This is a genomic window from Neobacillus rhizosphaerae (assembly GCF_050477885.1).
In the GTDB taxonomy this organism is placed as follows: Bacteria; Bacillota; Bacilli; order Bacillales; family Cytobacillaceae; genus Neobacillus; species Neobacillus rhizosphaerae_A.
In genome coordinates this window covers 32,477-55,985 of the sequence record NZ_JBCNAC010000088.1, presented here as the reverse complement: position 1 = coordinate 55,985, position 23,509 = coordinate 32,477, and the positions used below count along the sequence as shown (strand labels likewise).

26 protein-coding genes are annotated in these 23,509 nt (G+C 38.8%); 12 read left to right on the top strand and 14 right to left on the bottom strand.

The window, feature by feature from the left end; all coding sequences use genetic code 11:
- Nucleotides 1-82: 82 nt before the first annotated feature.
- Complete coding sequence (locus ABES03_RS11980) at nt 83-1,828, bottom strand: sigma 54-interacting transcriptional regulator (RefSeq protein ID WP_430117512.1); 1,746 nt, start codon at nt 1,826-1,828, stop codon at nt 83-85.
- A gap of 142 nt (nt 1,829-1,970) precedes the next feature.
- Here ABES03_RS11980 and ABES03_RS11975 point away from each other — a divergent pair, with 142 nt between their 5' ends.
- Nucleotides 1,971-2,177, top strand: a complete 207-nt coding sequence (locus tag ABES03_RS11975) for a zinc ribbon domain-containing protein (RefSeq protein ID WP_335546601.1) — start codon at nt 1,971-1,973, stop codon at nt 2,175-2,177.
- Between the two features lie 61 nt (nt 2,178-2,238).
- Here ABES03_RS11975 and ABES03_RS11970 read toward each other — a convergent pair whose 3' ends face one another.
- Nucleotides 2,239-3,006, bottom strand: a complete 768-nt coding sequence (locus ABES03_RS11970) for a 3-hydroxyacyl-CoA dehydrogenase (protein WP_430117511.1) — start codon at nt 3,004-3,006, stop codon at nt 2,239-2,241.
- A gap of 167 nt (nt 3,007-3,173) precedes the next feature.
- Nucleotides 3,174-4,388, bottom strand: a complete 1,215-nt coding sequence (locus tag ABES03_RS11965) for an MFS transporter (RefSeq protein WP_430117510.1) — start codon at nt 4,386-4,388, stop codon at nt 3,174-3,176.
- A gap of 193 nt (nt 4,389-4,581) precedes the next feature.
- On the opposite strand from ABES03_RS11965, the gene ABES03_RS11960 reads away from it, so the two are divergent.
- Together ABES03_RS11960 and ABES03_RS11955 are read left to right on the top strand one after the other, a co-directional pair.
- Nucleotides 4,582-5,544: a D-2-hydroxyacid dehydrogenase gene (locus ABES03_RS11960; RefSeq protein ID WP_430117509.1), complete on the top strand. Its 963-nt coding sequence runs from the start codon at nt 4,582-4,584 to the stop codon at nt 5,542-5,544.
- Nucleotides 5,545-5,559: 15 nt separating this feature from the next.
- Nucleotides 5,560-6,495, top strand: coding sequence for a glycerophosphodiester phosphodiesterase (locus ABES03_RS11955; protein WP_430117508.1), 936 nt, complete (start codon nt 5,560-5,562; stop codon nt 6,493-6,495).
- 39 nt (nt 6,496-6,534) lie between these two features.
- Here ABES03_RS11955 and ABES03_RS11950 read toward each other — a convergent pair whose 3' ends face one another.
- The 8 genes from ABES03_RS11950 to ABES03_RS11915 form a co-directional block, all read right to left on the bottom strand.
- Nucleotides 6,535-7,227 (bottom strand): ABC transporter permease, encoded by a 693-nt coding sequence (locus ABES03_RS11950; RefSeq protein WP_430117507.1) that lies wholly within the window; start codon nt 7,225-7,227, stop codon nt 6,535-6,537.
- Complete coding sequence (locus tag ABES03_RS11945) at nt 7,220-8,143, bottom strand: ABC transporter ATP-binding protein (protein WP_430117506.1); 924 nt, start codon at nt 8,141-8,143, stop codon at nt 7,220-7,222. Before ABES03_RS11945 ends, ABES03_RS11950 begins: the two co-directional genes overlap by 8 nt.
- Nucleotides 8,144-8,271: 128 nt before the next feature.
- Nucleotides 8,272-9,207 (bottom strand): sensor histidine kinase, encoded by a 936-nt coding sequence (locus ABES03_RS11940; RefSeq protein ID WP_430117505.1) that lies wholly within the window; start codon nt 9,205-9,207, stop codon nt 8,272-8,274.
- Nucleotides 9,208-9,209: 2 nt separating this feature from the next.
- The gene (locus tag ABES03_RS11935) at nt 9,210-9,908 is read right to left on the bottom strand and encodes a response regulator transcription factor (protein WP_430117504.1); all 699 of its coding nucleotides are present in this window, start codon (nt 9,906-9,908) and stop codon (nt 9,210-9,212) included.
- A 104-nt stretch (nt 9,909-10,012) separates the two neighbouring features.
- Nucleotides 10,013-10,240 (bottom strand): hypothetical protein, encoded by a 228-nt coding sequence (locus ABES03_RS11930; protein ID WP_430117503.1) that lies wholly within the window; start codon nt 10,238-10,240, stop codon nt 10,013-10,015.
- Between the two features lie 56 nt (nt 10,241-10,296).
- Nucleotides 10,297-11,013, bottom strand: coding sequence for an MBL fold metallo-hydrolase (locus tag ABES03_RS11925; protein WP_430117502.1), 717 nt, complete (start codon nt 11,011-11,013; stop codon nt 10,297-10,299).
- 69 nt (nt 11,014-11,082) lie between these two features.
- Complete coding sequence (locus tag ABES03_RS11920; RefSeq protein ID WP_430117501.1) at nt 11,083-12,090, bottom strand: DUF3231 family protein; 1,008 nt, start codon at nt 12,088-12,090, stop codon at nt 11,083-11,085.
- Nucleotides 12,091-12,201: 111 nt separating this feature from the next.
- Nucleotides 12,202-14,955, bottom strand: coding sequence for a dynamin family protein (locus ABES03_RS11915; RefSeq protein ID WP_430117500.1), 2,754 nt, complete (start codon nt 14,953-14,955; stop codon nt 12,202-12,204).
- A 273-nt stretch (nt 14,956-15,228) separates the two neighbouring features.
- On the opposite strand from ABES03_RS11915, the gene ABES03_RS11910 reads away from it, so the two are divergent.
- Both ABES03_RS11910 and ABES03_RS11905 read left to right on the top strand, forming a co-directional pair.
- A complete protein-coding gene (locus tag ABES03_RS11910) occupies nt 15,229-15,738 on the top strand; it encodes a hypothetical protein (RefSeq protein ID WP_430117499.1) in 510 nt (169 codons plus the stop codon).
- A gap of 17 nt (nt 15,739-15,755) precedes the next feature.
- On the top strand, nt 15,756-16,022 hold the full coding sequence (locus ABES03_RS11905; protein ID WP_430117498.1) for a zinc ribbon domain-containing protein: 267 nt from the start codon (nt 15,756-15,758) through the stop codon (nt 16,020-16,022).
- A 39-nt stretch (nt 16,023-16,061) separates the two neighbouring features.
- Here ABES03_RS11905 and ABES03_RS11900 read toward each other — a convergent pair whose 3' ends face one another.
- From ABES03_RS11900 to ABES03_RS11890, 3 genes are all read right to left on the bottom strand, one after another.
- A complete protein-coding gene (locus tag ABES03_RS11900) occupies nt 16,062-16,784 on the bottom strand; it encodes an amino acid ABC transporter ATP-binding protein (protein ID WP_430117497.1) in 723 nt (240 codons plus the stop codon).
- The gene (locus tag ABES03_RS11895) at nt 16,781-17,437 is read right to left on the bottom strand and encodes an amino acid ABC transporter permease (protein ID WP_430117521.1); all 657 of its coding nucleotides are present in this window, start codon (nt 17,435-17,437) and stop codon (nt 16,781-16,783) included. Before ABES03_RS11895 ends, ABES03_RS11900 begins: the two co-directional genes overlap by 4 nt.
- 128 nt (nt 17,438-17,565) lie before the next feature.
- Complete coding sequence (locus ABES03_RS11890; protein ID WP_430117496.1) at nt 17,566-18,369, bottom strand: basic amino acid ABC transporter substrate-binding protein; 804 nt, start codon at nt 18,367-18,369, stop codon at nt 17,566-17,568.
- A 236-nt stretch (nt 18,370-18,605) separates the two neighbouring features.
- On the opposite strand from ABES03_RS11890, the gene ABES03_RS11885 reads away from it, so the two are divergent.
- The 7 genes from ABES03_RS11885 to ABES03_RS11855 all read left to right on the top strand — a co-directional run bounded on the left by ABES03_RS11885 (nt 18,606) and on the right by ABES03_RS11855 (nt 23,186).
- Nucleotides 18,606-18,944 carry a hypothetical protein gene (locus ABES03_RS11885; RefSeq protein ID WP_430117495.1) on the top strand — a complete coding sequence of 113 codons (339 nt, stop codon included), beginning with the start codon at nt 18,606-18,608 and terminating at the stop codon, nt 18,942-18,944.
- 191 nt (nt 18,945-19,135) lie between these two features.
- The gene (locus ABES03_RS11880; RefSeq protein WP_308080990.1) at nt 19,136-19,273 is read left to right on the top strand and encodes a hypothetical protein; all 138 of its coding nucleotides are present in this window, start codon (nt 19,136-19,138) and stop codon (nt 19,271-19,273) included.
- Nucleotides 19,274-19,294: 21 nt separating this feature from the next.
- Nucleotides 19,295-19,459 carry a hypothetical protein gene (locus ABES03_RS11875; protein ID WP_430117494.1) on the top strand — a complete coding sequence of 55 codons (165 nt, stop codon included), beginning with the start codon at nt 19,295-19,297 and terminating at the stop codon, nt 19,457-19,459.
- Between the two features lie 146 nt (nt 19,460-19,605).
- On the top strand, nt 19,606-19,932 hold the full coding sequence (locus ABES03_RS11870; protein ID WP_430117493.1) for a MerR family transcriptional regulator: 327 nt from the start codon (nt 19,606-19,608) through the stop codon (nt 19,930-19,932).
- A gap of 204 nt (nt 19,933-20,136) precedes the next feature.
- Nucleotides 20,137-21,399 carry an ammonium transporter gene (locus tag ABES03_RS11865; RefSeq protein ID WP_430117492.1) on the top strand — a complete coding sequence of 421 codons (1,263 nt, stop codon included), beginning with the start codon at nt 20,137-20,139 and terminating at the stop codon, nt 21,397-21,399.
- 79 nt (nt 21,400-21,478) lie between these two features.
- Nucleotides 21,479-22,465: a DUF294 nucleotidyltransferase-like domain-containing protein gene (locus ABES03_RS11860; protein WP_430117491.1), complete on the top strand. Its 987-nt coding sequence runs from the start codon at nt 21,479-21,481 to the stop codon at nt 22,463-22,465.
- A complete protein-coding gene (locus tag ABES03_RS11855; RefSeq protein ID WP_430117490.1) occupies nt 22,452-23,186 on the top strand; it encodes an exonuclease domain-containing protein in 735 nt (244 codons plus the stop codon). Before ABES03_RS11860 ends, ABES03_RS11855 begins: the two co-directional genes overlap by 14 nt.
- Nucleotides 23,187-23,509: the final 323 nt, after the last annotated feature.

The window sequence follows — 23,509 nt, the reverse complement described above, 5'->3', positions numbered from 1 at the left end:
AACTCCTCATGTTTTACAAACATACACAGACGACAACTAACTGTCCAAAAACTGGACACAAAGGTCCAGACCCCTTTTGTGCCTAGGTTGATAATTGGTATTTTTTTATTTTTTCATATAAACCTGACCGGCTGATCCCTAGTAATCTAGCGGCCTTTACTTTATTTCCTTGAACTTGAACTAGTGCCTTTTTTATCGCTTCAAGCTCGGCATTTTCAACTAAGGAAACATTCACTAATGGTTCGTAAATGGTCACCTTCTTTGTCACATAGTCAGGCAGGTCATCATATTTAATTCTCCCGCTTTCAGCAAAGGTCATGGCCCGCTCCATCACATTCCTTAATTCGCGGACGTTGCCTGGCCAGTCATACCCTAATAATGTTTCTCTGGCCCGTTCCTCCATCCCCGTTATACTGGTGCCCAAAATCTGATTGAATTCAATCATGAACTGGCCAATCAAATGAACGACATCATTTAAGCGTTCCCTTAGTGGCGGGACATTTAAGGAAATGACATTCAGACGGTAATATAAATCTTCTCTAAAGGTGCCTTCTTTGACCATTTCCTCGAGATTTCGGTTGGTTGCGGCAATAATTCTGACATCCACCTGAATTCTAGCTGTTCCGCCAACCCTATAAAACTCTCTCTCTTGAAGGACCCTTAATAGTTTTGCCTGGAGAGCTAATGACATATCGCCAATCTCATCGAGGAAAAGGGTGCCACCATTAGCTAAATCGAACTTTCCCAGCTTCCCTTTTTGTCTCGCTCCTGTAAAAGCCCCTTCTTCATAGCCAAAAAACTCAGATTCAAGCAAGTCCTCCGGTATCGCCGCACAATTGACAACAATGAACTTTCCTGTGCTTCTTGCACTACTTTTGTGAATGGCGTGAGCAAACAATTCTTTTCCTGTACCACTTTCCCCGCGGATTAGTATCGTCGACCGGCCCTTTGCGGCTTTGGCAGCACTCTTTTTCAATTTATTCATATAAGGATCTACGGACAATAGATGGTCCCATGTGAACCTGGCTGATTCCGACTTTTGATACTGCTGACGATAAAAGCTTGCCTTGTTCTCTGCTTTTTGCAGCTTCTTGAATAACTCGCTGACTTCATTTAATTGCCGGAATACCACCTTTCCAATAGCACCGATTACTCTTCCATCTTCAACAATGGGAATGCGATGAACAATATATTTAATGCCATTTATCTCTAAAAACCCGCTCACTTCCGCTGTTTCAGATTCATAGACTTTTTCTAAGTGGAGATGGGGTAATACTTTTTCAGCTGGTTGGTGTAATACGGTTTCTACTTGAAGATTAAATAATTCTAAAAGCGGCGGACTGACCATTTGGATTTTTCTCTTCTCATCCGTCATGACAATCCCGTCAAATGCATGATCAATCGCTGTCTCCAATGTTCTTTTTAGTGTTTGAATCGTACGTAATTCCTGGGAGGTTTGCAAAAGGGACATAACCATATCCGTCTTTGTTAGAATTCCCACCACACGTTTCTGTTCATCGATAATTACACCGGTTCCAACCTGACTTGTTTTTACAATTCTCTCAATCTGTTCGTACGGGGTATTGATCTGTAATGTTTCTACCTGTTTTTTTATGTATGTTTTGATGGGAGTGTTAAGGGGACATTCAGCTATGACCATTTGATATAAACTGCTACGAGTAAAAACACCTAGAAGCCTTCTGTTTGAATCAGTTACGGGCAGTAGGTTCCACTTCTTTTCTTGCATTAGATCAAGGGCTTCCCTAAGCGTTGTAACTTCGGTTATCCTACAATCCACTGGCGTAATGATATCTTTAAATTCAAGCATTGCGTCACCACCCTTTTTACATAGTTTTATTGTACCAAAGAAGAGGGATATTTTTGAATTTTTAAATAATAAATAGGCCCATTTGGAACCTTTTAGCAAAACAATCGTAAATAATAGAGGGATTTTATAAAGGAGTGAGATTATGAGCGAAAAAGGGTGTATTAAATGTGGTAGTAAGGAGACTGGAACAAAAGATGTAGCTATGACCGGAACTGGTCTGTCAAAAATGTTCGATCTTCAACACAATACCTTCACGGTGGTTTTCTGCAAGAACTGTGGTTATTCTGAGTTTTATAATAAAAAAACATCTACAGCTTCAAATATCATTGACCTTTTCTTTGGTGGTTAAAGGGTTGGGAATGTAGTGCTCTAAAAAAGAGAAGGTCCCAGCCTTCTCTTTTTTCTCCTATTTATTTGGGTTGCATCCTAATCGCTCCGTCTAGCCTAATCGTTTCACCATTTAGCATTGGATTTTCAATGATACTTTGGACGAGCTGAGCATATTCAGCTGGATAACCAAGCCTTGGTGGGAATGGCACCATTTTTCCAAGTGAATCTCTCGCTTCCTGTGGGAGCGTATCAAACATTGGTGTGTGGAAAAGTCCCGGGGCAATCGTCATCACACGGATTCCGTATCGGGCAAGCTCTCTTGCAATCGGTAAGGTCATTCCGACAATCCCACCTTTTGAAGCACTGTAGGCAGCCTGGCCTATTTGACCGTCAAAGGCAGCAACAGAGGCGGTATTAATGATTACACCTCTCTCGTTTTGTTCGTTCACTTCGTTCCTCGACATTTTCTCAGCCGCGATCCGAATAACATTGAAGGTCCCAATTAAATTGACATTGATGACCCGTGAAAAAAGCGATAGATTATGGGCACCATTTCTGCCAATGACTTTCTCAGCAATCCCAATTCCCGCACAGTTCACAACTGCCTTAACTTCCCCCATAAATTCAGCCGCTTTAGATACTGCTTCCTGAACGTCTTCTTCCTTCGTAACATCCACCTTTAAAAATAATACCGCTTCTCCTAACTCAGATTCGAGTTGCTTCCCTTTTTCTTCTGACTGGTCAAAAATAACTACCTTTCCGCCTCTATTAACAATGTTCCGAACCGTGGCCTCCCCTAGTCCTGATGCTCCTCCTGTTACAATGGCACGACAAGCTTGAATATCCAAAATAAGTACCTCCTTTTAAGAATTCTATTTTGTTATTTTGCAAGATTTATGCCAATTTGATTGATAAGGAAGTGTAATGTGAAGTTGATACCTTATGTATAAGGTTCGGACACTTTTTACGCAAAACTGACCAAATATTGGACACGGCAAAAACAATAGACCCCATATTAAAATGAGGTCCTGACCTTTTTCTTTGATATTATATTTTCCTGTGAAGCTACTGCTCGTTTCTTTTTTTCCATAATAATAACTAAGGCGATAGCAATTAGTAGAAAAAGACTCGCAATCCGGAAGATCGAGGCAGTATCTACAAACTGTGCAAGTGCCCCAAAAATCACACCGCTAAGTCCGATTCCTAAATCAATAGATGAAAAAATCATTCCGTTTGCTACACCGCGGCGGTTGGTTGGAGTCATTAACAATGCCCATGACTGCAATGTTGGAATTAAGCAGCCAAAGCCTAAACCAAAAAACACACCTGCAATCGCGATTAAAAGACTTGAATGAGCATAAGAGAGTACCCACATGCCGATGAAAGTAAGTATGGTACAGAAGAGCACGAGTCCGATCGGCCCCTTCTCATCAAACCATTTTCCTGCAATCGGTCTTGCCACTGTAGCCATTATTGCATTAAAAATATAAAATAAAAAGATTTGATCGATGCCTCTCTCTTGACCAAAGATGACAATGAACGTGACGATTGATCCGTAGCCAAGATTGATTATGATCGTAATAAACGCAGGGAACCAACTTGATTTTTCAACTAATGAGCCTACATAAGAAAACTTTAAGTCTTCTTTTTTTGTATTTAAGACAGCTTCAGGGGTTTGATACCGAACAATCATAAGCAAGACAATCGCAATAACCCCTAACAGTGCTGAAATATAAATGAGATTTGTAAATGAAGTGATTTTATATAAAAAGATTCCTAGACTTGGAGCAACAATCATCCCAATTGTAATCGATAATCCGTAATACCCCATCCCTTCACCAAGCCGTGAATTAGGGATCACATCGACTGCTGCCGTCCCATTAACCGTTGTTGACCAACCCCAGGCCAAGCCGTGGACTAAGCGGAATAATAGAAAAATCAGAACCACTTGTGAAATCGGATAAAGAATCGTTATGAGTAAGAGCATAACTGCTCCTGATATGACAAGAGATTTTCTCGCTTTATATTCAAGCATAAAGCCAATAAACGGTCGGCTTATAACGGCTCCAATCGAAAATAATGCCGTAACTAACCCAATTTCTAAACCAGATGCTCCAATCGACTTTATATATGGCGGCAAAGTTGGAATAAGCATTTGAAATGACATAAACACAAATAAATTTCCGACCATGAGCATAATAAATGACTTCGTCCACAAACGCTCCTTCATCCTACCACTTCCTTCCATCAAAAAAGAACCTTCTCCGAGAAGATTCTCATTCATTTATTTTATTTCGCATCGCTAAATAATAGCACAGAAGCTGGAAAAAGGAAACCAGAAAGATTATTCGAAACAAGTTAATATTTCTGCCTATTTACGCTATCATTAAGTTAGATAAACATCATTCGAACGGAGGATTCTTATGCTAAAGAGAAAGCTAGTGATCACCCATACTTTAGATCAAGACTATATTAATCTATTGGAAAATATCTTACCGGATTGGGAGTTATTCATCGGTAAAGACAAAGAAATCTGGCAGGATCATTTGAAGGAGGCAGAAATAATTGCTGGCTGGAAAAAGGGCTTAGAGGAAGAAATACTCGCCCCTGAATCAAAACTTAAGTGGCTGCAAACCTGGAGTGCTGGGGTGAATAACTTGCCACTTGAGGAATTAAACAATAAAAACATAACAGTTACCAGTGCCAACGGTGTTCATGCATACCCTATTTCCGAAACAATTCTTGCCTTAATGCTTGGCTTAACTCGCAAGCTGCATACATATGTCAAAAACCAGCAAACAAAAACCTGGCATCACGCCCATATGGGATTAGAAATGCACGAAAAAACAGTAGGGATCATTGGGGTTGGGGAAATTGGAAAAGAAACAGCGAAGATTGCCAAGGCCTTTGGAATGAACGTCCTTGGTGTCAGGCACTCAGGACAGCCAGCAGACTATGTGGATAAAATGTATACACCTGACCAACTAGATATGTTGCTCCCCAAGTGCGATTATGTGGTGGTGACATTACCTCTTACGAAAGAAACTCATGGATTATTTGGTGCAGAACAATATAAGCAAATGAAGTCCTCTGCTTTTTTCATTAATATTGGTCGAGGAGAAATTGTGGTAGAAGATGACCTCATTCAGGCATTGAAGGACGGTACCATTGCCGGTGCTGGATTAGATGTATTTGAAAAAGAACCGCTTAGCGCGGAAAGCCCATTGTGGGAAATGGAGAATGTCATCATTACCCCACACACTTCTGGTTCCACAGAGCACTATAATAAGCGGGTCATCGAGGATATCCTTATCCCTAACTTAAAGGAATATATAGCAGGAAATATCCCGTCCATTAATCGGGTTGATTTTACAAAGGGATACTAACAAAGGAGCAACAGCATGCAGCAAGTTATAATCGATAAAACAACGAAAAAGAAAAAGCGCCTTGTAAAAGCGTTAAAATATATAGTTCCGGCCATCCTTATTTTCTTGTTGGCCGTTAATTTCATTCCAGTTAAGCAAATAAGTCAAAAGAGCTTTTTCAAAAATAGCCGGCCGTTAGTCATTGCTCATCAAGGAGGAGAACTACTTGCCCCATCTAATACGATGGCAGCATTTACGAACGCGGCAAATATGGGGGTGGATGTGATTGAGACCGATCTCCACATTACAAAAGATGGGTACTTGGTTGCTATCCACGATCCTACCGTCGATCGAACAACGGATGGACATGGCAAGGTTGCAGACATGACATTGGAGGAAATCCAGAAGCTTGATGCGGGGTACCAGTTTAAAGACCTAAAGGGCAACTATAACTACCGTGGCAAAGGAGTCTATATACCCACTATCGAAGAAATGTTTCAGACATTGGGTGATATGAGAATTGAAATGGAAATTAAGGACGACAACCCGCCTGAACGAACCGAAGAAATGGCCACTAAACTATGGGCACTTATCGAGAAATATCACATGGAGGATAAAATTCTGGTGGCTTCTTTTGACCAAGATATTCTAGAAACTTTTAACAAGTATGCGAAGGATCGGGTAGCTACTTGCGGCGGGAAACAAGAGGTAACGAAATTCGTTGTCTTCCATAAATTCTTCCTGCGGAACCTTTATCAACCAGAAACTGATTCCTTTCAAATCCCCACCGCAGATAGCGGATTTGATTTAACCGATCAAAAGTTGATTAACGGGGCACACCGACGTGGACAAGACATAAGCTATTGGACCATCGATGATCCAATAGAAATGAAGAAACTCTTAGATGCAGGTGCAGATGGAATCTTAACCAATCGACCGGATTTACTATTAAAATTAGTTGCTGAAAAATAGGAAAAGGGCTGCCCTTCAAATGGGCCGCCCTTTTATAGTTTAATTGATATCCACCTTTTCAATATTTCTAAAGGGTAAATAAGCAATTACGCAGCCGGCAAGAGCAAGGGCAATGGGTACGAAAATGAATGAAAAAATATTTACATTATCAGCGGAAGAGCTAGTAATTGAAACCAAAACAATCGCAGATACAATTGTTGCTGGAACCGACTTCTTCCTCATTCCAAAATACAGTGGAATTAAGGCCATTCCCGCTGAGGCTATCGCGCCAAGAGTCATGCTAAGCAATCCATTAACTAATACATCTGATGTTAAAGCCTTAGGTACAAAATGAAAATACGAATCTGCTAAATAAAACATTGTACCAACAAAAAGGTTCGACAAGAAAATTGTTAGGAAGGTGAAGCATGCAACTATAATTAACTTGGCAATGATGATTTTCTTCCGATTAATCGGATACATAAACATTAAGGAAATAGAATTACTTTTATATTCATCAATAATGAGCCTAGAGATCAGTACGGCAGCAAAGATAATAAAGATACTTCTAATAAGACTACCAAATGCCCCGAAAGCCATATCATAGCTAGGAAAAGGAATATTTCCATCACTTTTTTCAGCAAAATACAGCAAACAAAGGACACCCATTACAACCACATTGACAATTAACACATTTTTTATATATGAAAATAGTTTATACTTCTTTATTTCAAGACCGATTAATTTACGCACTAATACCGCCTCCATTAATAATTGTTAAAAAATAATCTTCTAGTGAATGGTTCTTCTTACTGAGTTCTTCAATCATAACTCCATTTAGAATAAGCGTTTTAGAGATATCCTCTTGAGAGATTCCTGCTTCATAGATCCGGAAACGTCCTTCTTCTACTACTTTAAAATTGGTGAATTTCAGGACCTCCTCCAATACATAAAGGGCCTTTTTCACATCATGAACGGCAAGCTCGAGATATTCTGTATTTTGTTCCTGAATTTCAGACATTGGGACCTCTTTTATTAACTTCCCGTCACTAATAACTCCAATGGTATCGGCAATCTGTTCAATTTCACCGAGAATGTGTGAAGAAATTAAAAGAGTCATGCCATATTCACGGCAAAGCATTTGAAAAAGTTTTCGCAGTTCTTTAATGCCGACAGGATCCATTCCATTAATGGGTTCATCTAAGATTAACAATTCCGGCTTGGTAATGATGGCACGAGCAATGCCGAGGCGTTGCTTCATTCCGAGAGAGAAGTCTTTTACTGGTTTATCCTCGATATTTGTTAATTTCACTAAGTCCAACGCTTGATCAATCGCCTTTTTGTCATAGTAACCCATATATTCGCAATGAAGCTCCAGGTTCTCTCTTGCTGTTAATCGATCGTAGAAGGCAGGATATTCAATAATGCTGCCCAGACGCTTCAGTACTTCATAGGACGTGTTGGTAAGTTTCTCACCAAAGATTTCAATCTCACCGCTTGTCGGCTTCACTAGATTGGTAAGCATCTTCATAATCGTCGTTTTACCGGCACCATTGGGTCCGAGGAATCCGTAGATTTCTCCTTTTTTTACTTTCATATTGACGTTTGTGACAACTTCTTTGCCCATATATGATTTTGTTAGTTGATTCGTTTTAATGATGTAGCTCATTTATTTCAGCTCCCCTTCGTCTTTAACTACTTTTATTCTAGTCAGTAGAGTTTTCTTTTTTATTAATCAAATCTTACGAAATTCTTAAGAAAGAAAAGGATGACCCGAAATCGAGACACCCTTGATGTTTAGTATGTTATTCGATTGAGCTTGACAGTAAATGTAGTCTTTTCATATGGTTTGCTGTTGAGTAAAATTTCTCCGTCCATTTTTTCTACCAGCCTCTTTGTGATTGTTAAACCGAGGCCGCTTCCTTGATATGATTTATTTCGTGAATCTTCAAGAGTGTACATTCTTTCAAACACCAAATCTTTATGGAGCGCACTAATGCCCTTTCCTTTATCCCATACGTCTACATAAACAGAATGTTGATCCGTTCTAAGTGTCAGACCAAGCACTTTCCCCTCACTACCATATTGAATCGCATTAGAAATCAAATTATTTAAGATACGGTCTAACTCCTCTTCGTTTCCAAGAGCATAGAGATTTTCTTCTGGGACATCAATTGCCACCTCAAATCCCTTCAAGGTGAGAACCTGATAAAAGTTTAATATATTTTTTCGGCAAATCTCATTCATGTTCACTCTTGTGAGCGGAATGTCTTTATCCCCAGATTCAAGCTTAGCCAAATCAAAGAACTTCTTAATAAGTTCTAGAACTTCCACCGTTTTCCCATGGACCTTTTGCAAAAGTTCAGCCGTTTCTTCCTGGCTTCTATTTTGGTCATTTAACATAATCTCAATGTAGCCAAGCACAACTGTCAGTGGTGTTTTCAAATCATGTGAGATGTTGGAAAGCATTTTCCGCATAGATATTTCCGTCTTATTGTAGCTGGCCATGATTTTCTGGTTGTATTCTAAGAGACGATTGATTTGGATTAATAACTGTTTAATATCTTCACGATCGGTATGTAGTAGCAATTTTTCATCCGTTTGTTTATTGATAATCCGCTGCAGCTTTTTGTGGATATACGTTAAATTTTCCTGGTCATTTTTTTTCGATCGATATTGTAAAAAGTTTAGTGCAGCTAATCCAATTATGATAAAGAGTAAAAAGAGGACCATAATTAAAACTCCCCGAGCTTGTAACCAATTCCCCATAAGGTTTTGATGTAATTTGGTGAAGAAGGATCATCCTCAATCTTTTCTCGTAGTCTTCTCATATGGACGTTGATTACATTTTCATCCCCGTAGTACTCATCTTCCCAAACTAAGCTATAAATTTGTGCTTTTGTATACACACGGCTAGGGTGTGAGATAAATAGTTTTAGAATATGAAATTCCTTTGATGTCAGCTTAATTTCAGTGCCGTTCTTATGTAAGGAGAAATTATCTAAATCAAGAGTTAAATCGCCAGCAGTCAATACCTTTTGCTGGTGCTCTTGTTCGGTACGAGAATAGTGTGTCGCCCTTCTGATGGCTGCCTTCACCCTAGCCGTCAGCTCAATCATCGAAAACGGCTTAGCAATATAATCATCTGCCCCAAATCCTAATCCTAATGCTTTGTCTAAATCTCCATCCTTAGCCGACATGATTAATACTGGGATCATGCTTTTCTCCCTGATGATTTTCAGAAATTCCATTCCATCAAGCTTTGGCAGCATTAAGTCCAGCAAAATCAGGTCAAATGTATCGCGTGAAAATTTCTCAAGAGCTTGTTCCCCGTCAAATGCAGGTACCACCTCAAAACCTTCTTTTGTAAATTGACCTTTCACCATATCACTGATGGCCGTATCGTCTTCAACTAACAATATTTTGTGTTTCATTTTGTCCTCCACCCTGTTTTTTCCTTTATGGTACATTTCCATATTTTGTGTCGAAATTCCTTCATATGGATTATAAAAACAAATAAAATAGATCTAGTCTGAGACTAGATCCGTTTTTCAACATCTTTTCTTATTGATTCAATAATATCCTCTGGTAGGTTGGCCGGAAGCGACGTACCATCTTTAAATACCCAGGCATTCACTATTTCCAGGTCTGTCTTTTTAAACGTAATACTGTAGTCATGATTTTGATATGAAAAGTCCACTGTTACATATTCTTCATTATAAAAGTCATCATCAATAATCATATTACTAATTTCAAATGGCTTCACAGTTAGCTCCTTTTTGTCGATCGTTTATGTACTTAGAGTTAACCTTTTCCTTTTGTTTATTCAGTTATTTGAGCAGTCTCCAATAATTTTTCTCCCGTTTTCAATAACTCTAAAATAAACTCTTTTATATCACCTGTCAGGACTCCTCCGTGACCAGAACACATTGCCTCAGGATCAAATTTAGACAGGATTTCTAACCCACTAAGAAACGGAGGAAGATGTTTGTTTGGCACCCCGCCATTTCGTAAATACTTCAGCCATTCCTCTCGAAGCTCCGTTCCCACCGATACCAAACCATCTGGTGATAAGGGATCTCCAAAGAAGCATAAAAAATCTCCCGTAAACAAGAGCTTAGACGGTTTATGAAAAAGAATAACTGAACCTGGAGTATGATAGTCAACCAGCTGACAATCAAACTCTCCATAATGCCCATCGCTTGGCAATTTATATAAAAATTGTTCAGGCTCAGGGCTTTCTATCGTCTCTTTCTCATTTGGATGAATCACTTTTTTTGCATGGTTAAAAATTGAGGAAGCTTGTACATGATCCTCATGCCCGTGTGTAGCCAAGAAAAGAACCACATCATCGACAGACCTTCCAATGCTGTTTAATGCCTGCTCAATGAATCCAGCGTGCTGTTGTTTCCCCGAATCAATCACCGTAACCGATTGTTCTTCTACTATTAAATAACAGTTATTATACGAGCCCCAGCTTTCATCCCAAACTGCTAGTACATATATGTTTTCTTTTACCGCTTCAAAAATATACTCCACCTTGTATCCTCCTAAAAATTCCTCCCATTTCTCCCTTATTTATATTTCCACAAAACTGCTTTATTTCCTTTATCCCTTTGCCAAATCTCTTCGATTGGCAGCTAATGGAGGCTGTTCTAACCACCCATTTGCGATCATAATATTAGCTCCATCCTCCGAATACTTTAAAATCTCTGCATTTAAACGTGAATAGTCTATGACCATATCACTTCTCTGACTTTCAGCAATAGCGACTCCATAGTTTCCAATACCTGCATAAATCATCAGGCTAAAATGAAACATCATTAATTTATCTGAGAAAGGAGATTCTGTAGATTCCGTTACTTCCTGGTCATAAGACATAGGAGGTGGAAGTGAATCCATTTCTAAATAACTACTAAATACTTTAATGTGCTTCAAGGCAATTTCTTTTCCTCTTAGAAAATAGTTACGGACTTTTTTCGATTCCGCCACTTGACTAAAGCCAGTAGTGATACTTGTACCAATATGGTTAGACTGAATATTCGCGTATAGATTGGTCACCTCTGTTCCAGTTAGCGATTCCCGTCTGCCAAGTCCTTCTAATATAAAAGATTGTTTATGAACAAACTCAACTTTTTTGGGATAGGGAATCGTTGGTGGGCGGACAACTAATCCCTTTTCAAGTAAAACCCTCACAGTTTCGGTGTCTAACTCCAGGGTGGATGTTAAGCACTTGGCATAGAATGAACGGATATCATGGCGATAGACATTCTGTAACACTCTACCGTATGTAATCAGTCCGCCCTTAGCCATATTTCTAACATATTTTAAGTAAAAAATATCTGAAAATAACCGCTTGGCCTTTAAGTTTACATCTTTGTCCGTAAATCCTTGTGGAACTTTGATATCTTCTTTTGTAAAAATGGCTCGAATATGCTCTACATGTTGTTGCGACAAATCCAAGGCGTGCACGACTACTTTTTTGATATCCTCGTCATCTATGTATTGTAAAAAATACTTGATTATGCAAATGGACATACTATCCGCAAGATACGAAGTCCACAAATACGACAATTCCGATGCTGTTAACTTTATATGTTCGTGAGTAGCTTCCATCGAATACCCTCCTACTTATATCTATTACGGAATAATATATCCAAAATGGAAAAAAGTATGAACAATAAGCAAAAGGGAGATGTCTTTGGACATCTCCCTTTTAAAGAACTATTAGTATATCGTTTGCATCCCTTTTCCTGCCACTGTCATCCATTCAAATTGACGTAGTCTTGCTTCAAACAACGTTAATGGATCACGGAACATTTCAGGATTAGTATTTAACTTGTTCAGCATTTCTTGATTTGCATGAATCTCGTTACGTGTTTCATCCACAGAACCATTTAAGATGGTAGCCGGACTTTTGAAGAATAACGTGACATCCCGTTCCAAGGATTTTTCAAACAACTCAAAGGACTGGAAAAACTGCTGATTAATCGCCGTGATTGCTTCTGAATAATCCTCATTTTCTACAAACGATTTATACTTATTATAGAGCAATGCTTTATTTTGAGAGATGGCTCCTAATAGCTTTCCAGCACTTTTTAATAGAAATTGAGACGGAGTCCGGCGGAGCAGAATATTGACAGTTTCCAGCTGGAATCGGCTTGTCATACGGTCTGTGTCTCGACGCCAATCATCAAGCACCTTAAAGTCACACTCCAGCTTGAGTCGCTCTTCCCCATACATTTGGTTAAAGCCTTCACCCATCTCATTTAAATATTCCTGACTTTGATTAAACTCCTCATGGCAAGTCTCAATCCACTCCTGGAAGGATAGGTAGAAATTCGGCATCACCGTTTGTTCTAAATATTCTTGAATCCGTCGATTCATTTCTTCATTAAGATCAAGATGAATTTTACTAAAATTACTATCTTCCTTAATCAAAGAAGAACATTCCTGGAGCATCTTCGGAATAGTTACTGAAATATCCTGCTGAATGGTTTCCTTTATTGCACGATAGGAACTCACAATAGCCTTCGCTTTCTGAACCTCAGTATCTCTCAGCTGGTTAACGGCTCCATTTAACTTTATTAACATTTCTTCATTCCAGCGGATGGATTCAACTAGTTGATTCTCAACATCAATACGTTTCTGTAAAAGACTTGAGATCGTTGTCCGGATATAGTATAGCAGCTTAGCCAAACGCTTATCTTCTATATTTCTCGTATTTTTAACAGACTGAATAAATTTGGTTAGGTCCTGCAGCTGCTGTTTTCGATCATATTGAGAAGAAAAAGCAAAAACTTTTGCATCCGGAAGATAAGAGTGAAGAATGGTCCTAGTTTCATCAAAAACTTGAATAGCCTCCTGCTCATCAGCTATCGTGTCCATCTTACTTAATAGAAAATGAACTGGAATATCTGGTGCTAACTCTTGTATTTGCGCTAGTACGGTTCGTTCCTTTTCCGTTAACGGTGCATTGGCATCTAGAACAAAGAGAACAGTGTCTGCTACATGGAGATTTCGTAAGATTTCATAACGGTCATAATGGTTTCCTTTTAATCCCGGTGTATCAATAAAAGCAATTCTATTTTCTTGTAAAAATAGGTTCGGCTCCCTGAATTCGATGATAGATTCTAGTGCATTGCGTCGTCGGTCCATTCGTTCTTGGAAATCCGAAAATTCCGGTAAAATCGTGACGGCGTTATCAGTAATTTCGGTAATTTCTTCTTCCTCTCCATGTGTAAACATAACCACTGAGGATGTCGGACTATCCTGTAAGTCTTCTCCTAACACAGTGTTAATAAAAGTCGATTTTCCGCTTCCACTTAATCCCGCAATGAAGAGATGTTGGGTATCAAAATCACTTAGCTGTTCCACAAGCCATTTCACCCGATTATTTTGACCCATATCATGAGCCTCTGCCCAACTCAAGATGCTAGTAAAAAGTGACAGACACTCATCACGTTCATCGAAGTTCAATTCAGTTGTGCTGATTAAATTTTCTGCCTCACTAACAATGGACGTACTAATGCTTGTTGGAAAAAGTTCATTCCACGAGAGTACAGCTGCAGATGATATCACCACAGTTGATGGGTCTGCTAATCGCAGCCAATTTGTTAACAGGTCTGGAATGAACCCTTGTAGCATTTTAATGAAGTATCTTCCCTCAATTAAACTTAAATAAGCTTCCTTATGGAGCTGCGAAAGGCCAGACCAGTTACTGTCTCGATTGATATCAAGATTTAATAACAAATGATTGATTTCTGTAATCCACGTAAAATAGGATTCTTCATTCTGATAACTTTTCCAGAGTGAGGTGATAAGCTGTTCAAACCTTTTCTGATCGAGGTTAAACAAGAGAAGTAACACCTGTGAGAAATAACTTGGTTGATGATTTTTCGCTACACCCTTTTCAATATACGAATCGATGACATCAAACCAAAGTAACGATTCAGTACGCTTCGCTTCAATTACTGCTAATTCAATCGCATTGGTCCAATCCTGTTGTTCCTCAAAAAAGGCGCGGGCGATTTCGGTCACATTTGGATAATCAGGATTGGCATTAACCGTCTTTTTAATGGTAGACACTGCTGCCTCTAATTTACCTCGTTCGATATAGAGTGAAAATAAATGTAAAGCGACCTCTGTATTTAAAGTAAGATTATCTGATTTTATGGCTGTATAAATATCTTCTGCTGTTGATAAAAGACCAAGCTCATAGTAGGCATCTGCTGTATTTTTCTTTGCCCATGGTTCAAGTTCATCACTGATATTTTCCCATTTAAAAATGGCTGCTTCGTAATCTTTATGTTGAAAATACACTTCACCCTGAGCAAAGCGAATCGATGATAAATCAGGTACATCCTTTTGTGCTTCCTCTTGAAAGGCTTCACCCAGCACCTGAATCGGGTGGATATCCTCATGTTCATTAATGAACATTTTATAATAGGTTTTTTCTTTTAATTGCTTTTCTAACGTCATTATATTTCCCTCCAATTGCAACCACTCTATGTCATTCATATGGAAAAGAGGCACAATTATTCCATATAGTATTCGATGTAAGTTCAGAATATAGGTCCCAATTATTAAGATTCTATCAGAGGTATTTTTTAAAAAGATGTCAGTTGTATTTCAATTTGGAGTCAAATGTAACTGTTAATGAGAAGAAATGAGTATTTAATCAAGCGGGACCTTATTCCCTTTAATACCACAAACGCAGTATAATAAAACCAAAGTCATAAAGGAGAAATGAACTTGGAAAAAGACCAAGCCTTATTTTTGTCCCATTGTATAGAAAACGCTAGTCCAATTTCATATGATTTTAATAAACTTGAAATCGTCAGCGGGACATTACCAAAGTTTCACCAATGGACGAATGGTAAGCATACATTGGCTGGCTACGAAGTAACCCGCCTCGACAGTGACATAGGCTATTACTTTTTATTCATAGATTGGCATCGCAATGAAAACTATTATTTAGTAATTTATGCACATGACAAGTCCACCACCTGTGCTGAAATTCGGCAAATTCAAGAGATTGATGGAACCCCCCATTTTGTCTGGATGTATAAGCCGTTTAAACGTGACGGGAAAAACGACCAAAGAAAAGCCTTTTTTAAACAAATGTTTGGATCGACAACGGTTCAAATCAAACTTCCTTCCTCTCCGCATGAGGTGGATGACTTTTTCAACCAATTGTTTAAGCTCTGTCAAAACCGAATTAAAGCCGACAAAATTGTAGACGTATTTGACTTTGAAAAATAAGTAAAGGAATGTGAAAAATGACTACCTATAAAAACTGTCAAAGCTGTGGAATGCCTCTTGCAAAAGATGAACTTGGAGGGGGGACCGAAAAGAACGGGACCAAAAGTACCAAGTATTGCAGCCATTGCTATTTGAATGGAGAGTTCACTTTACCGAATATCACTGTCGAAGAAATGAATGAACGAGTAAAACAGAAAATTGTTGAATTTGGAATGCCTAGGTTTATTGCGGGAATGTTTACGAGAAATATACATAAGTTGGAAAGATGGAATACGAGTAACTAAGCAGAAAAGGAGACCGCTTTGGCCTCCTTTTTGTTATAGTTATAATATTTTACTTAAAAATGCTTTTGTCCGTTCTTCCTTTGGATGATCGAATAATTCAATTGGGACATTTTCTTCGACAACTAAGCCGCCATCCATGAAGATCACCCGATCGCCCACTTCTTTAGCAAAGCCCATTTCATGGGTGACCACGACCATTGTCATTCCTTCTTTAGCTAGCTGCTTCATGACCTCGAGTACCTCACCGACCATTTCCGGGTCGAGTGCAGACGTTGGCTCATCAAACAGCATGATTTTCGGTTCCATTGCGAGCGCCCTAGCAATTGCTACCCGTTGCTTTTGCCCCCCGGATAAAGAATCAGGATAGGCCTCGGCTTTGTCTTCTAATCCTACTTTCCTTAAAAGCTCTAATCCTTTTGCTCTTGCCTTTTCTGCTGGTACATTCCTTACCTTCATGGGAGCAAGCATTATATTTTCAATCACCTTTTTATGCGGAAAAAGATTGAATTGCTGAAACACCATACCTACTTCGGTTCGGACTTTATTAATGTCAGTTTGCTTGTCCGTTAGGTCTACTCCTTCAATGCATACATGGCCGCCAGTGATGGTCTCAAGCATATTTAGACAACGTAGGAAAGTGGATTTCCCTGAGCCCGAAGGTCCAATGACAACTACAACCTCTTGAGGCTGGACCGTAACATTGATATCCTTAAGAACTTCATTACTTCCAAATGACTTTTTCAGATTTCTTACTTCAATCATTCAGTTGCCAACCTCCTTTCAAGACGTGATAACAGGAAGCTTAATGAGAGAGTTAACACGAGATAAATAACTGCTGCCGTTATATACGGCTCCCAAACCCTGAAATACTGCCCTTGCATAGCTCGTCCCCAATACATTAATTCGGGGGCGGCAATTAAAGCAGCCAGTGACGATTCTTTAATGAGGACAATAAATTCATTTCCTAAAGGTGGAATCATTCGTTTAAACGCTTGCGGTAGGATGATATACCACATGGATTGGACGTGAGTCATCCCTAATGAACGAGCTGCCTCCATTTGCCCTCGATCAATGGACTGAATGCCAGCTCTGAAAATCTCTGCTATATATGCAGCAGCATTTAACGAAAGAGTTAGAATGGCAGCAGCAATAGCGTTTGTACTCCCAGTGAATAATGGTACAACTGCAAAATGAATTAATAGAATTTGCACGAGTAATGGAGTACCACGAAAAAAGGTAATATAAATACTAAAAGGTAATGCTAAGAGCTTGTTCCTCATCATTTTTCCTAGACCGATTACTAGCCCCAGGACCGTTCCAATTATTATACTGGCGATTGAAAGACCAATAGTTAGTAACGTCCCTTTTAGAAAAAAAGGAGCGTATTCAGCTAAAATATCCCAACGAAAATCCATCATTTGATCCCCCTATACAGACATGATGCTCCCTATGCATCGAGTGCGGTTGTTAGACAGTGTTGCAAAAATAACCAAAAATTGCGTAACTGCTGTTTTGAAGAGTTACGCAATTTTTTCAGTTCTTATTATTGTTGGTCTTTTAGAATTTGTGTATCTGGCTCTACCTTAAACCATTTCTTGTAAATCTTTGCGTATGTTCCGTTATCAATAACTTCCTTAATTGCTTTATCAAGATCTGCCTTAAGCTTGCTTCCCTTTGGCATCATTAGCCCATAAAATTCTTTAGCAAATGCACCTGAATCTTCGATAACGACGAATTTATCTTTCGGGTTATTTTTCACATATTGTTCAACAACGGTATTGTCAGCAACAACTGCGTCTGCACCGCCGCTCTTTAATTCAAGAATTGCCAGATTGTTATTTTCGAATTTTTTAATTTTCTCATTGTTTTTACCTAGAAGCCCTTCAACTGCTTCTTGTCCAGTCGTTGCGTTTTGAACTGCAACTGTTTTACCATTCTTTAAATCTGCTGCACTCTTAATATCGCTGCCTTCTGGAACAAGGATTTTATTAGTTGATAAGAAGTACGGAATAGTAAAGTCGTAGGATTGCTTCCGCTCATCGTTAATCGTGATGGCAGAGATACCAAGATCAGCAGTCTTCTTGTCCAGCTCCACAAATAATGGATCCCAGCCTACATGTTCCACCTTAATTTTAACTCCTGCTTCCTTAGCCACTGCATTAATAAAGTCAATATCAAAGCCTACAACTTCTCCTTTGTCCTGGTATTCAAAAGGCGCATATGCTGCATCGGTAACAACTCTTAATGTTTTTTCACCGTCGCCTCCTGTTTTACTTGTCCCACAGGCTGATAGAATTAAGAGAAATGCCATCATGAAAAGGGTTGAAACTAATTTTAATTTCTTCATTTCTAGACCTCCATTATTTTTATATAAAAACAATTTTACCAAATCTTAATAATATTTTGAATATACTTGATTATAACTTTTTTTGTTTATATATTCAATCGTTATAATTTTCTTACTATAGCAATACACTAATTGACTACCGTAATAAAGTCTTTTTGAAATTAGGCATTCGCCGTTACACCCCGAAAGTCCCGGCATAATTTATAGGGTATATATCATGTTAGGAGAGATGCCCAATGAACCCCTACGGTTACTACCAAGTTCCACAAATGCCGATTGAATATCATAGCTATGTGCCAGCTGAGCAAATGAATTCTTATGTAACACATGATTCTTATGTAACCCAAGACCCTTATGCCACACAAATTCATTATGACCCCAATCGCCAGCCTCAACAGCTAGAGCGTCGAGTCAACCAGCTAGAAAGACAAAATGAGCGTCAGGAAAGAGAAATCAACCAGCTTCAACGAGATGTTAATCAGCTTCAACGCCGTCTACAACGAGTTAATCAACGTGTTCGCATACTCGAAAGAAGATTTAACATCCCATTCACTCCATTTGATGGAGAGTATTAAAAGACATTTAAGCGGAACCAGGCGCGTGCTGCCTGGTTCTTTTTTTATAGAAATCTTACATAGTTATAAGGGTTTCTCCCATTGATTTTCGCCATCTGGAAAAATGCTGTTACCTTTTCTTACACAGTTACTGACAAAGGGTACGAATTCAGATAAGTTTTTCAATATAAACACAGAGAGGAAGATTACAAATGTATCAAAGACAAGAGATTCAATTAGCTGAAAAGATTCTTCAGTTAGATAGGTTACGAGACGAATTGTACGAAGAGCTAATGAAAGTCATGGGTTCCCAAGCAAACGACCTGTTACGAAAACTACAAAATTATTAGAATCATTGAGGAGGGGAAAATTTGGCCACTCATTTACGTAAAGGACTCGAACGGCTAAAACAATTTTATATAAAAAAATTAATGGAATCGGAACAACAAAGCGGTACATCCGGAAGCGAGCTTCATTCCCTTACCATCAGAGAACTTGCAAATCTTTATAAAAAAACATACCCCGCTAATAAGTAGTATTACTTCAACTCTAATAACCTTTTCAAAAAAATTATGCATTATCGTACCAAAATCCAGTCCGATGTGAGAAAATCTAACATATAATGTAGTGTATATTACGAATTTTCCAACTATAACACGAACGGGTGTGGTGAGAGTCTAAAATGGGAAAAGATTTATCATATAAAGATAAGAAGGTAATCACCATTGGAATCGTTAGAGATCTAACCGGTCTTTCCGAGAGACAAATAAGATATTACGAGGAGCGGAAACTTATTTTTCCTGAAAGATCAGCAGGAGGAAGCCGAAAATTCTCTTTTTCCGATGTAGAATCGCTGATGGAAATCGCCAATAAAATCGAAGACGGTATCCAAACACATGAAATTAGAAAAGAAATGCTTCGTGATCAAAAGAAAATCAACCAGGATGCTATTCGCCGAAAGATGATTCAAGGACAGCTGAATGCTCAATTTGGCATTCGAAAAAATTAAAAATCCCCATCTATTGCCTTGACTCCTTGTTAGGAGCAAGGTTTTTTTATGTTAAAACTTCCCTTTCAACCAAGCAAAATTGCTCATTCTTCAAAAACCATGTTAGATAACCTTACAAACTTATAGATTCAACCACTTTTTCATGTAAAAATACAACTACACTAAATGTTATAAAAATTAACATTATTCTAAAGGGGGAGAAAAATGGATACTTTATTTTTAATGAACAGTTTATGGGTAATGGTTAGTGCTGTACTCGTTATTCTAATGATTGGAGGGTTCATCCTTCTTGAAACCGGATCAACAAGAATGAAGAATGCAGGGCATATTGCTGGGAAAACTATCCTAACCTTTGGAATAAGCTCCATTGTGTTTTGGGCAGTCGGGTTTGGATTGATTTTCGGAAAAGGAAATCCAATCATTGGTTTTTCGGACTTCTTATATTCTGGTTATGACATGGATAGCTTGTCGCTATCAGGCTCAGTTTTCTTTTTATTCCAATTAGCTTTTGCAGGAATTTCATTAACCATCGCATTCGGTGGATTTGCCGAACGTGCTAAATTGAGTGCCTACCTTGTCTTCGCCGTACTTTTCTCGGTCATCGTCTATCCTCCAATCGCTCACTGGATTTGGGGAGGCGGCTGGTTAGCCGAACATGGAAAACAGGATTTTGCAGGTTCAACGGTTGTTCACTTAACAGGAGCAATGGCAGCCCTTGCTGCTACTATTCTCTTAAAACCTCGAATTGGAAAGTTTAATAAAGATGGTTCAGCCAATAATCTTTCCGGCCATAACCAAGTCTTCACTGCGTTAAGCGTATTACTTCTATGGGTAGGCTGGTTTGGATTTAATGCAGGTAGTACCCTATCGGTTGACAAAGGATTTTTCGGATTCGTAGCCATTAATACGAATCTTGCAGCTGCAGCTGGAACAGTTGCTGCCATGATTATTTCTTGGATGGTTTTAGGTAAAGCTGATGTACCTATGATGTTAAACGGTGCGTTAGCCGGTTTAGTTGCCATCACAGCCTCCTGTGCATTTGTTGATACATGGGCCGCTGTTCTGATTGGCTTTATTGCCGGTTTTCTCGTATTCTATAGCATTCGCTTCTTTGAAAACAGAGGAATTGATGACCCGATTGCCGCTTTGTCTGTGCATGGAACAGCTGGTGTATGGGGGACACTGTCCACTGGATTCTTTGCAACAAAAGAACTAGCTACTGTTGGAAAACCAGGATTATTTTACGGAGGAGGCCTGCATCAGTTGGGCGTTCAAGCACTTGGCGTCTTCACTTGTGCATCCTTCGCCTTCATTGTATCGTTTGTTTTACTAGCTATAATGAAAAAGTTTATGAATGGTCTGCGTGTAACTGAAGAAGAGGAAATCATCGGCCTCGATATGAGCGAGCATGGCAGCTACGGATACCCCGAATTGCTTACAACTGAGCAAAAGGTAAAAGCGCAATAGTAATGATCCGGAGAGACTGACTCCTATTCATAAGAGTCAGCCTCTGCCTTTTTCATTTTTTATATAGGAGGTGGTAAGGATGGATTCTACAACCTACGAAAACATAGGAAATTTTAGAAAGTTTCAAATACTACAAGTCTCACATGATCATTTTCAATTAAACCAACTGCATCATCAAATTTTAACTAAAGTTTTAGAAGCAGCCATCGATCAAGTTTCTACTCGCTATGGCCCCCCGCCCTCTCCCTTCTCCTTCTTTGTCATGGGCAGTGCTGGCCGGCAAGAGCAATCGATTTGGAGCGACCAGGATCATGGAATTGTTTATCATGATCTAAGTGAGGAGGGAAGGTCCTACTTTTTAACACTTGGAAAGGAAATCTCAAAAGGGCTTTATCAAGTTGGATATCCTTATTGTGACGGGGGAATCATGGCAGGTAATCCTTTTTGGTGTAAATCCATAACCGAATGGCAGGAACAACTTGCGAAGTGGACAACGGAAGCCTCCTGGGAGTCTATCAGGTACCTACTAATCTTTCTTGATGCTCGGTCAGTTTATGGTGAAGGTGAGTATGTGAATGTCTTAAAACGCCAAATCTATCAAACCATTAACAAAAATCATCTTCATACAAAATTACTCAACAATACTTTGCATCTAAAAAAAGGAATTAATGTGTTAGGCCAGCTTTTAGTAGAGACACATGGCCCCCATACAGGTTCATTAAACCTAAAAGAACTCGGCTTTTTACCTTATGTGAATGCCGTACGGTTGGCAGCTATTAAAGAGAACGTATTGGAATCAGCTACTCTTTCGCGGTTAGAAAAAATACCTGTGACATGGTTGTCAACGAAAGAAAGAGAGTACTATATCGATCAATTTACAAGGTTGCTCAACTACCGGCTTTTATTTTGTCATTCAAGCGATTATGATTCCGGCCATTATCTGCCTATCAACCGTTTATCGAAGGAACAAACGAAAGAGATAAAAGAAATCATTAAAAGTGGAGCCTCCCTCTATCAAACCGTTAGAAAGTTACTAGAGAAGGAAGATTACTATGGGGATGAATGAAATGATCCAATTTTTCAAACAAATATCGGGTAAGCTTAGTCCAACTATTTATGCAGGGGTACAAGGGCAATCGACTCCACAACAAATCGCTTTTCTTAGACAGATACAAAGAGAAATGAAACAAAAAAGCACCTTAGACTCCCCTCTTAACGAATTGAGAGTAGTCGTGTTTGACTTAGAAACGACTGGATTTTATCCAGACAAGGGGGATCAAGTGATTTCCATTGGGGCTGTGAGGATGACGGGTTGCCAAATCAAAGAGACAGAAACATTCTATTCCTTAGTTCATTCGGACCTTCCACTTTCGGAGGAAATTTCTACACTTACTAATATCCAAGAATCGGAGTTGCGAACGGCACCGCCTGCATCGAATGTCTTAATCCAATTTATCCAATTTATTGATAGTGATATTTTGATCGCACACCATGCAAACCATGAACAATCCTTTATGCAAAAAATGACTTGGGAACTATTACGAACAAAATTTAATCACCGAATTATAGATACCTCGTTCTTAATTCGACTTTTTAACCCTTCTATCAAATCTTTGCCCCTTGAAGAGGTTTGTACTCAATGTGAAATTGAAGTAAAAAATCGTCATCATGCCCTCGGAGATGCGATGATGACCGCACAAATTTGGGGTTATTTTTTGCAGCAGGCCCAAACAAAAGGATTTCATACTCTACAGGAGGTGTATGAATATCTTGCTAAAATAGGTTAATAGAAAACACTATCCTACAAGTGTTTTCTTCTATCATTATCATCATTATTTTTGATCAAATCACTCGTAACCCTCTTATCTTTTATTCGTCCCCCTCTCTATTTTAAAATTTTTTTTTAAATTTTTTTCCCTCCTTTTTCCTATAAGAACAAGAATGAAAACGCTACCAATTATTTTGACTGTTTTGAATTGTCAGATTTTAATGTTGACCATGTTATCTTTTGGTTGTATGATTATCGAAAATAATCATCCATAAGTTATTACAGCCTTTGCACATCACCTTTTCTACGATGAGCAAGGGAATTCTTTTTAAAAAAATATTT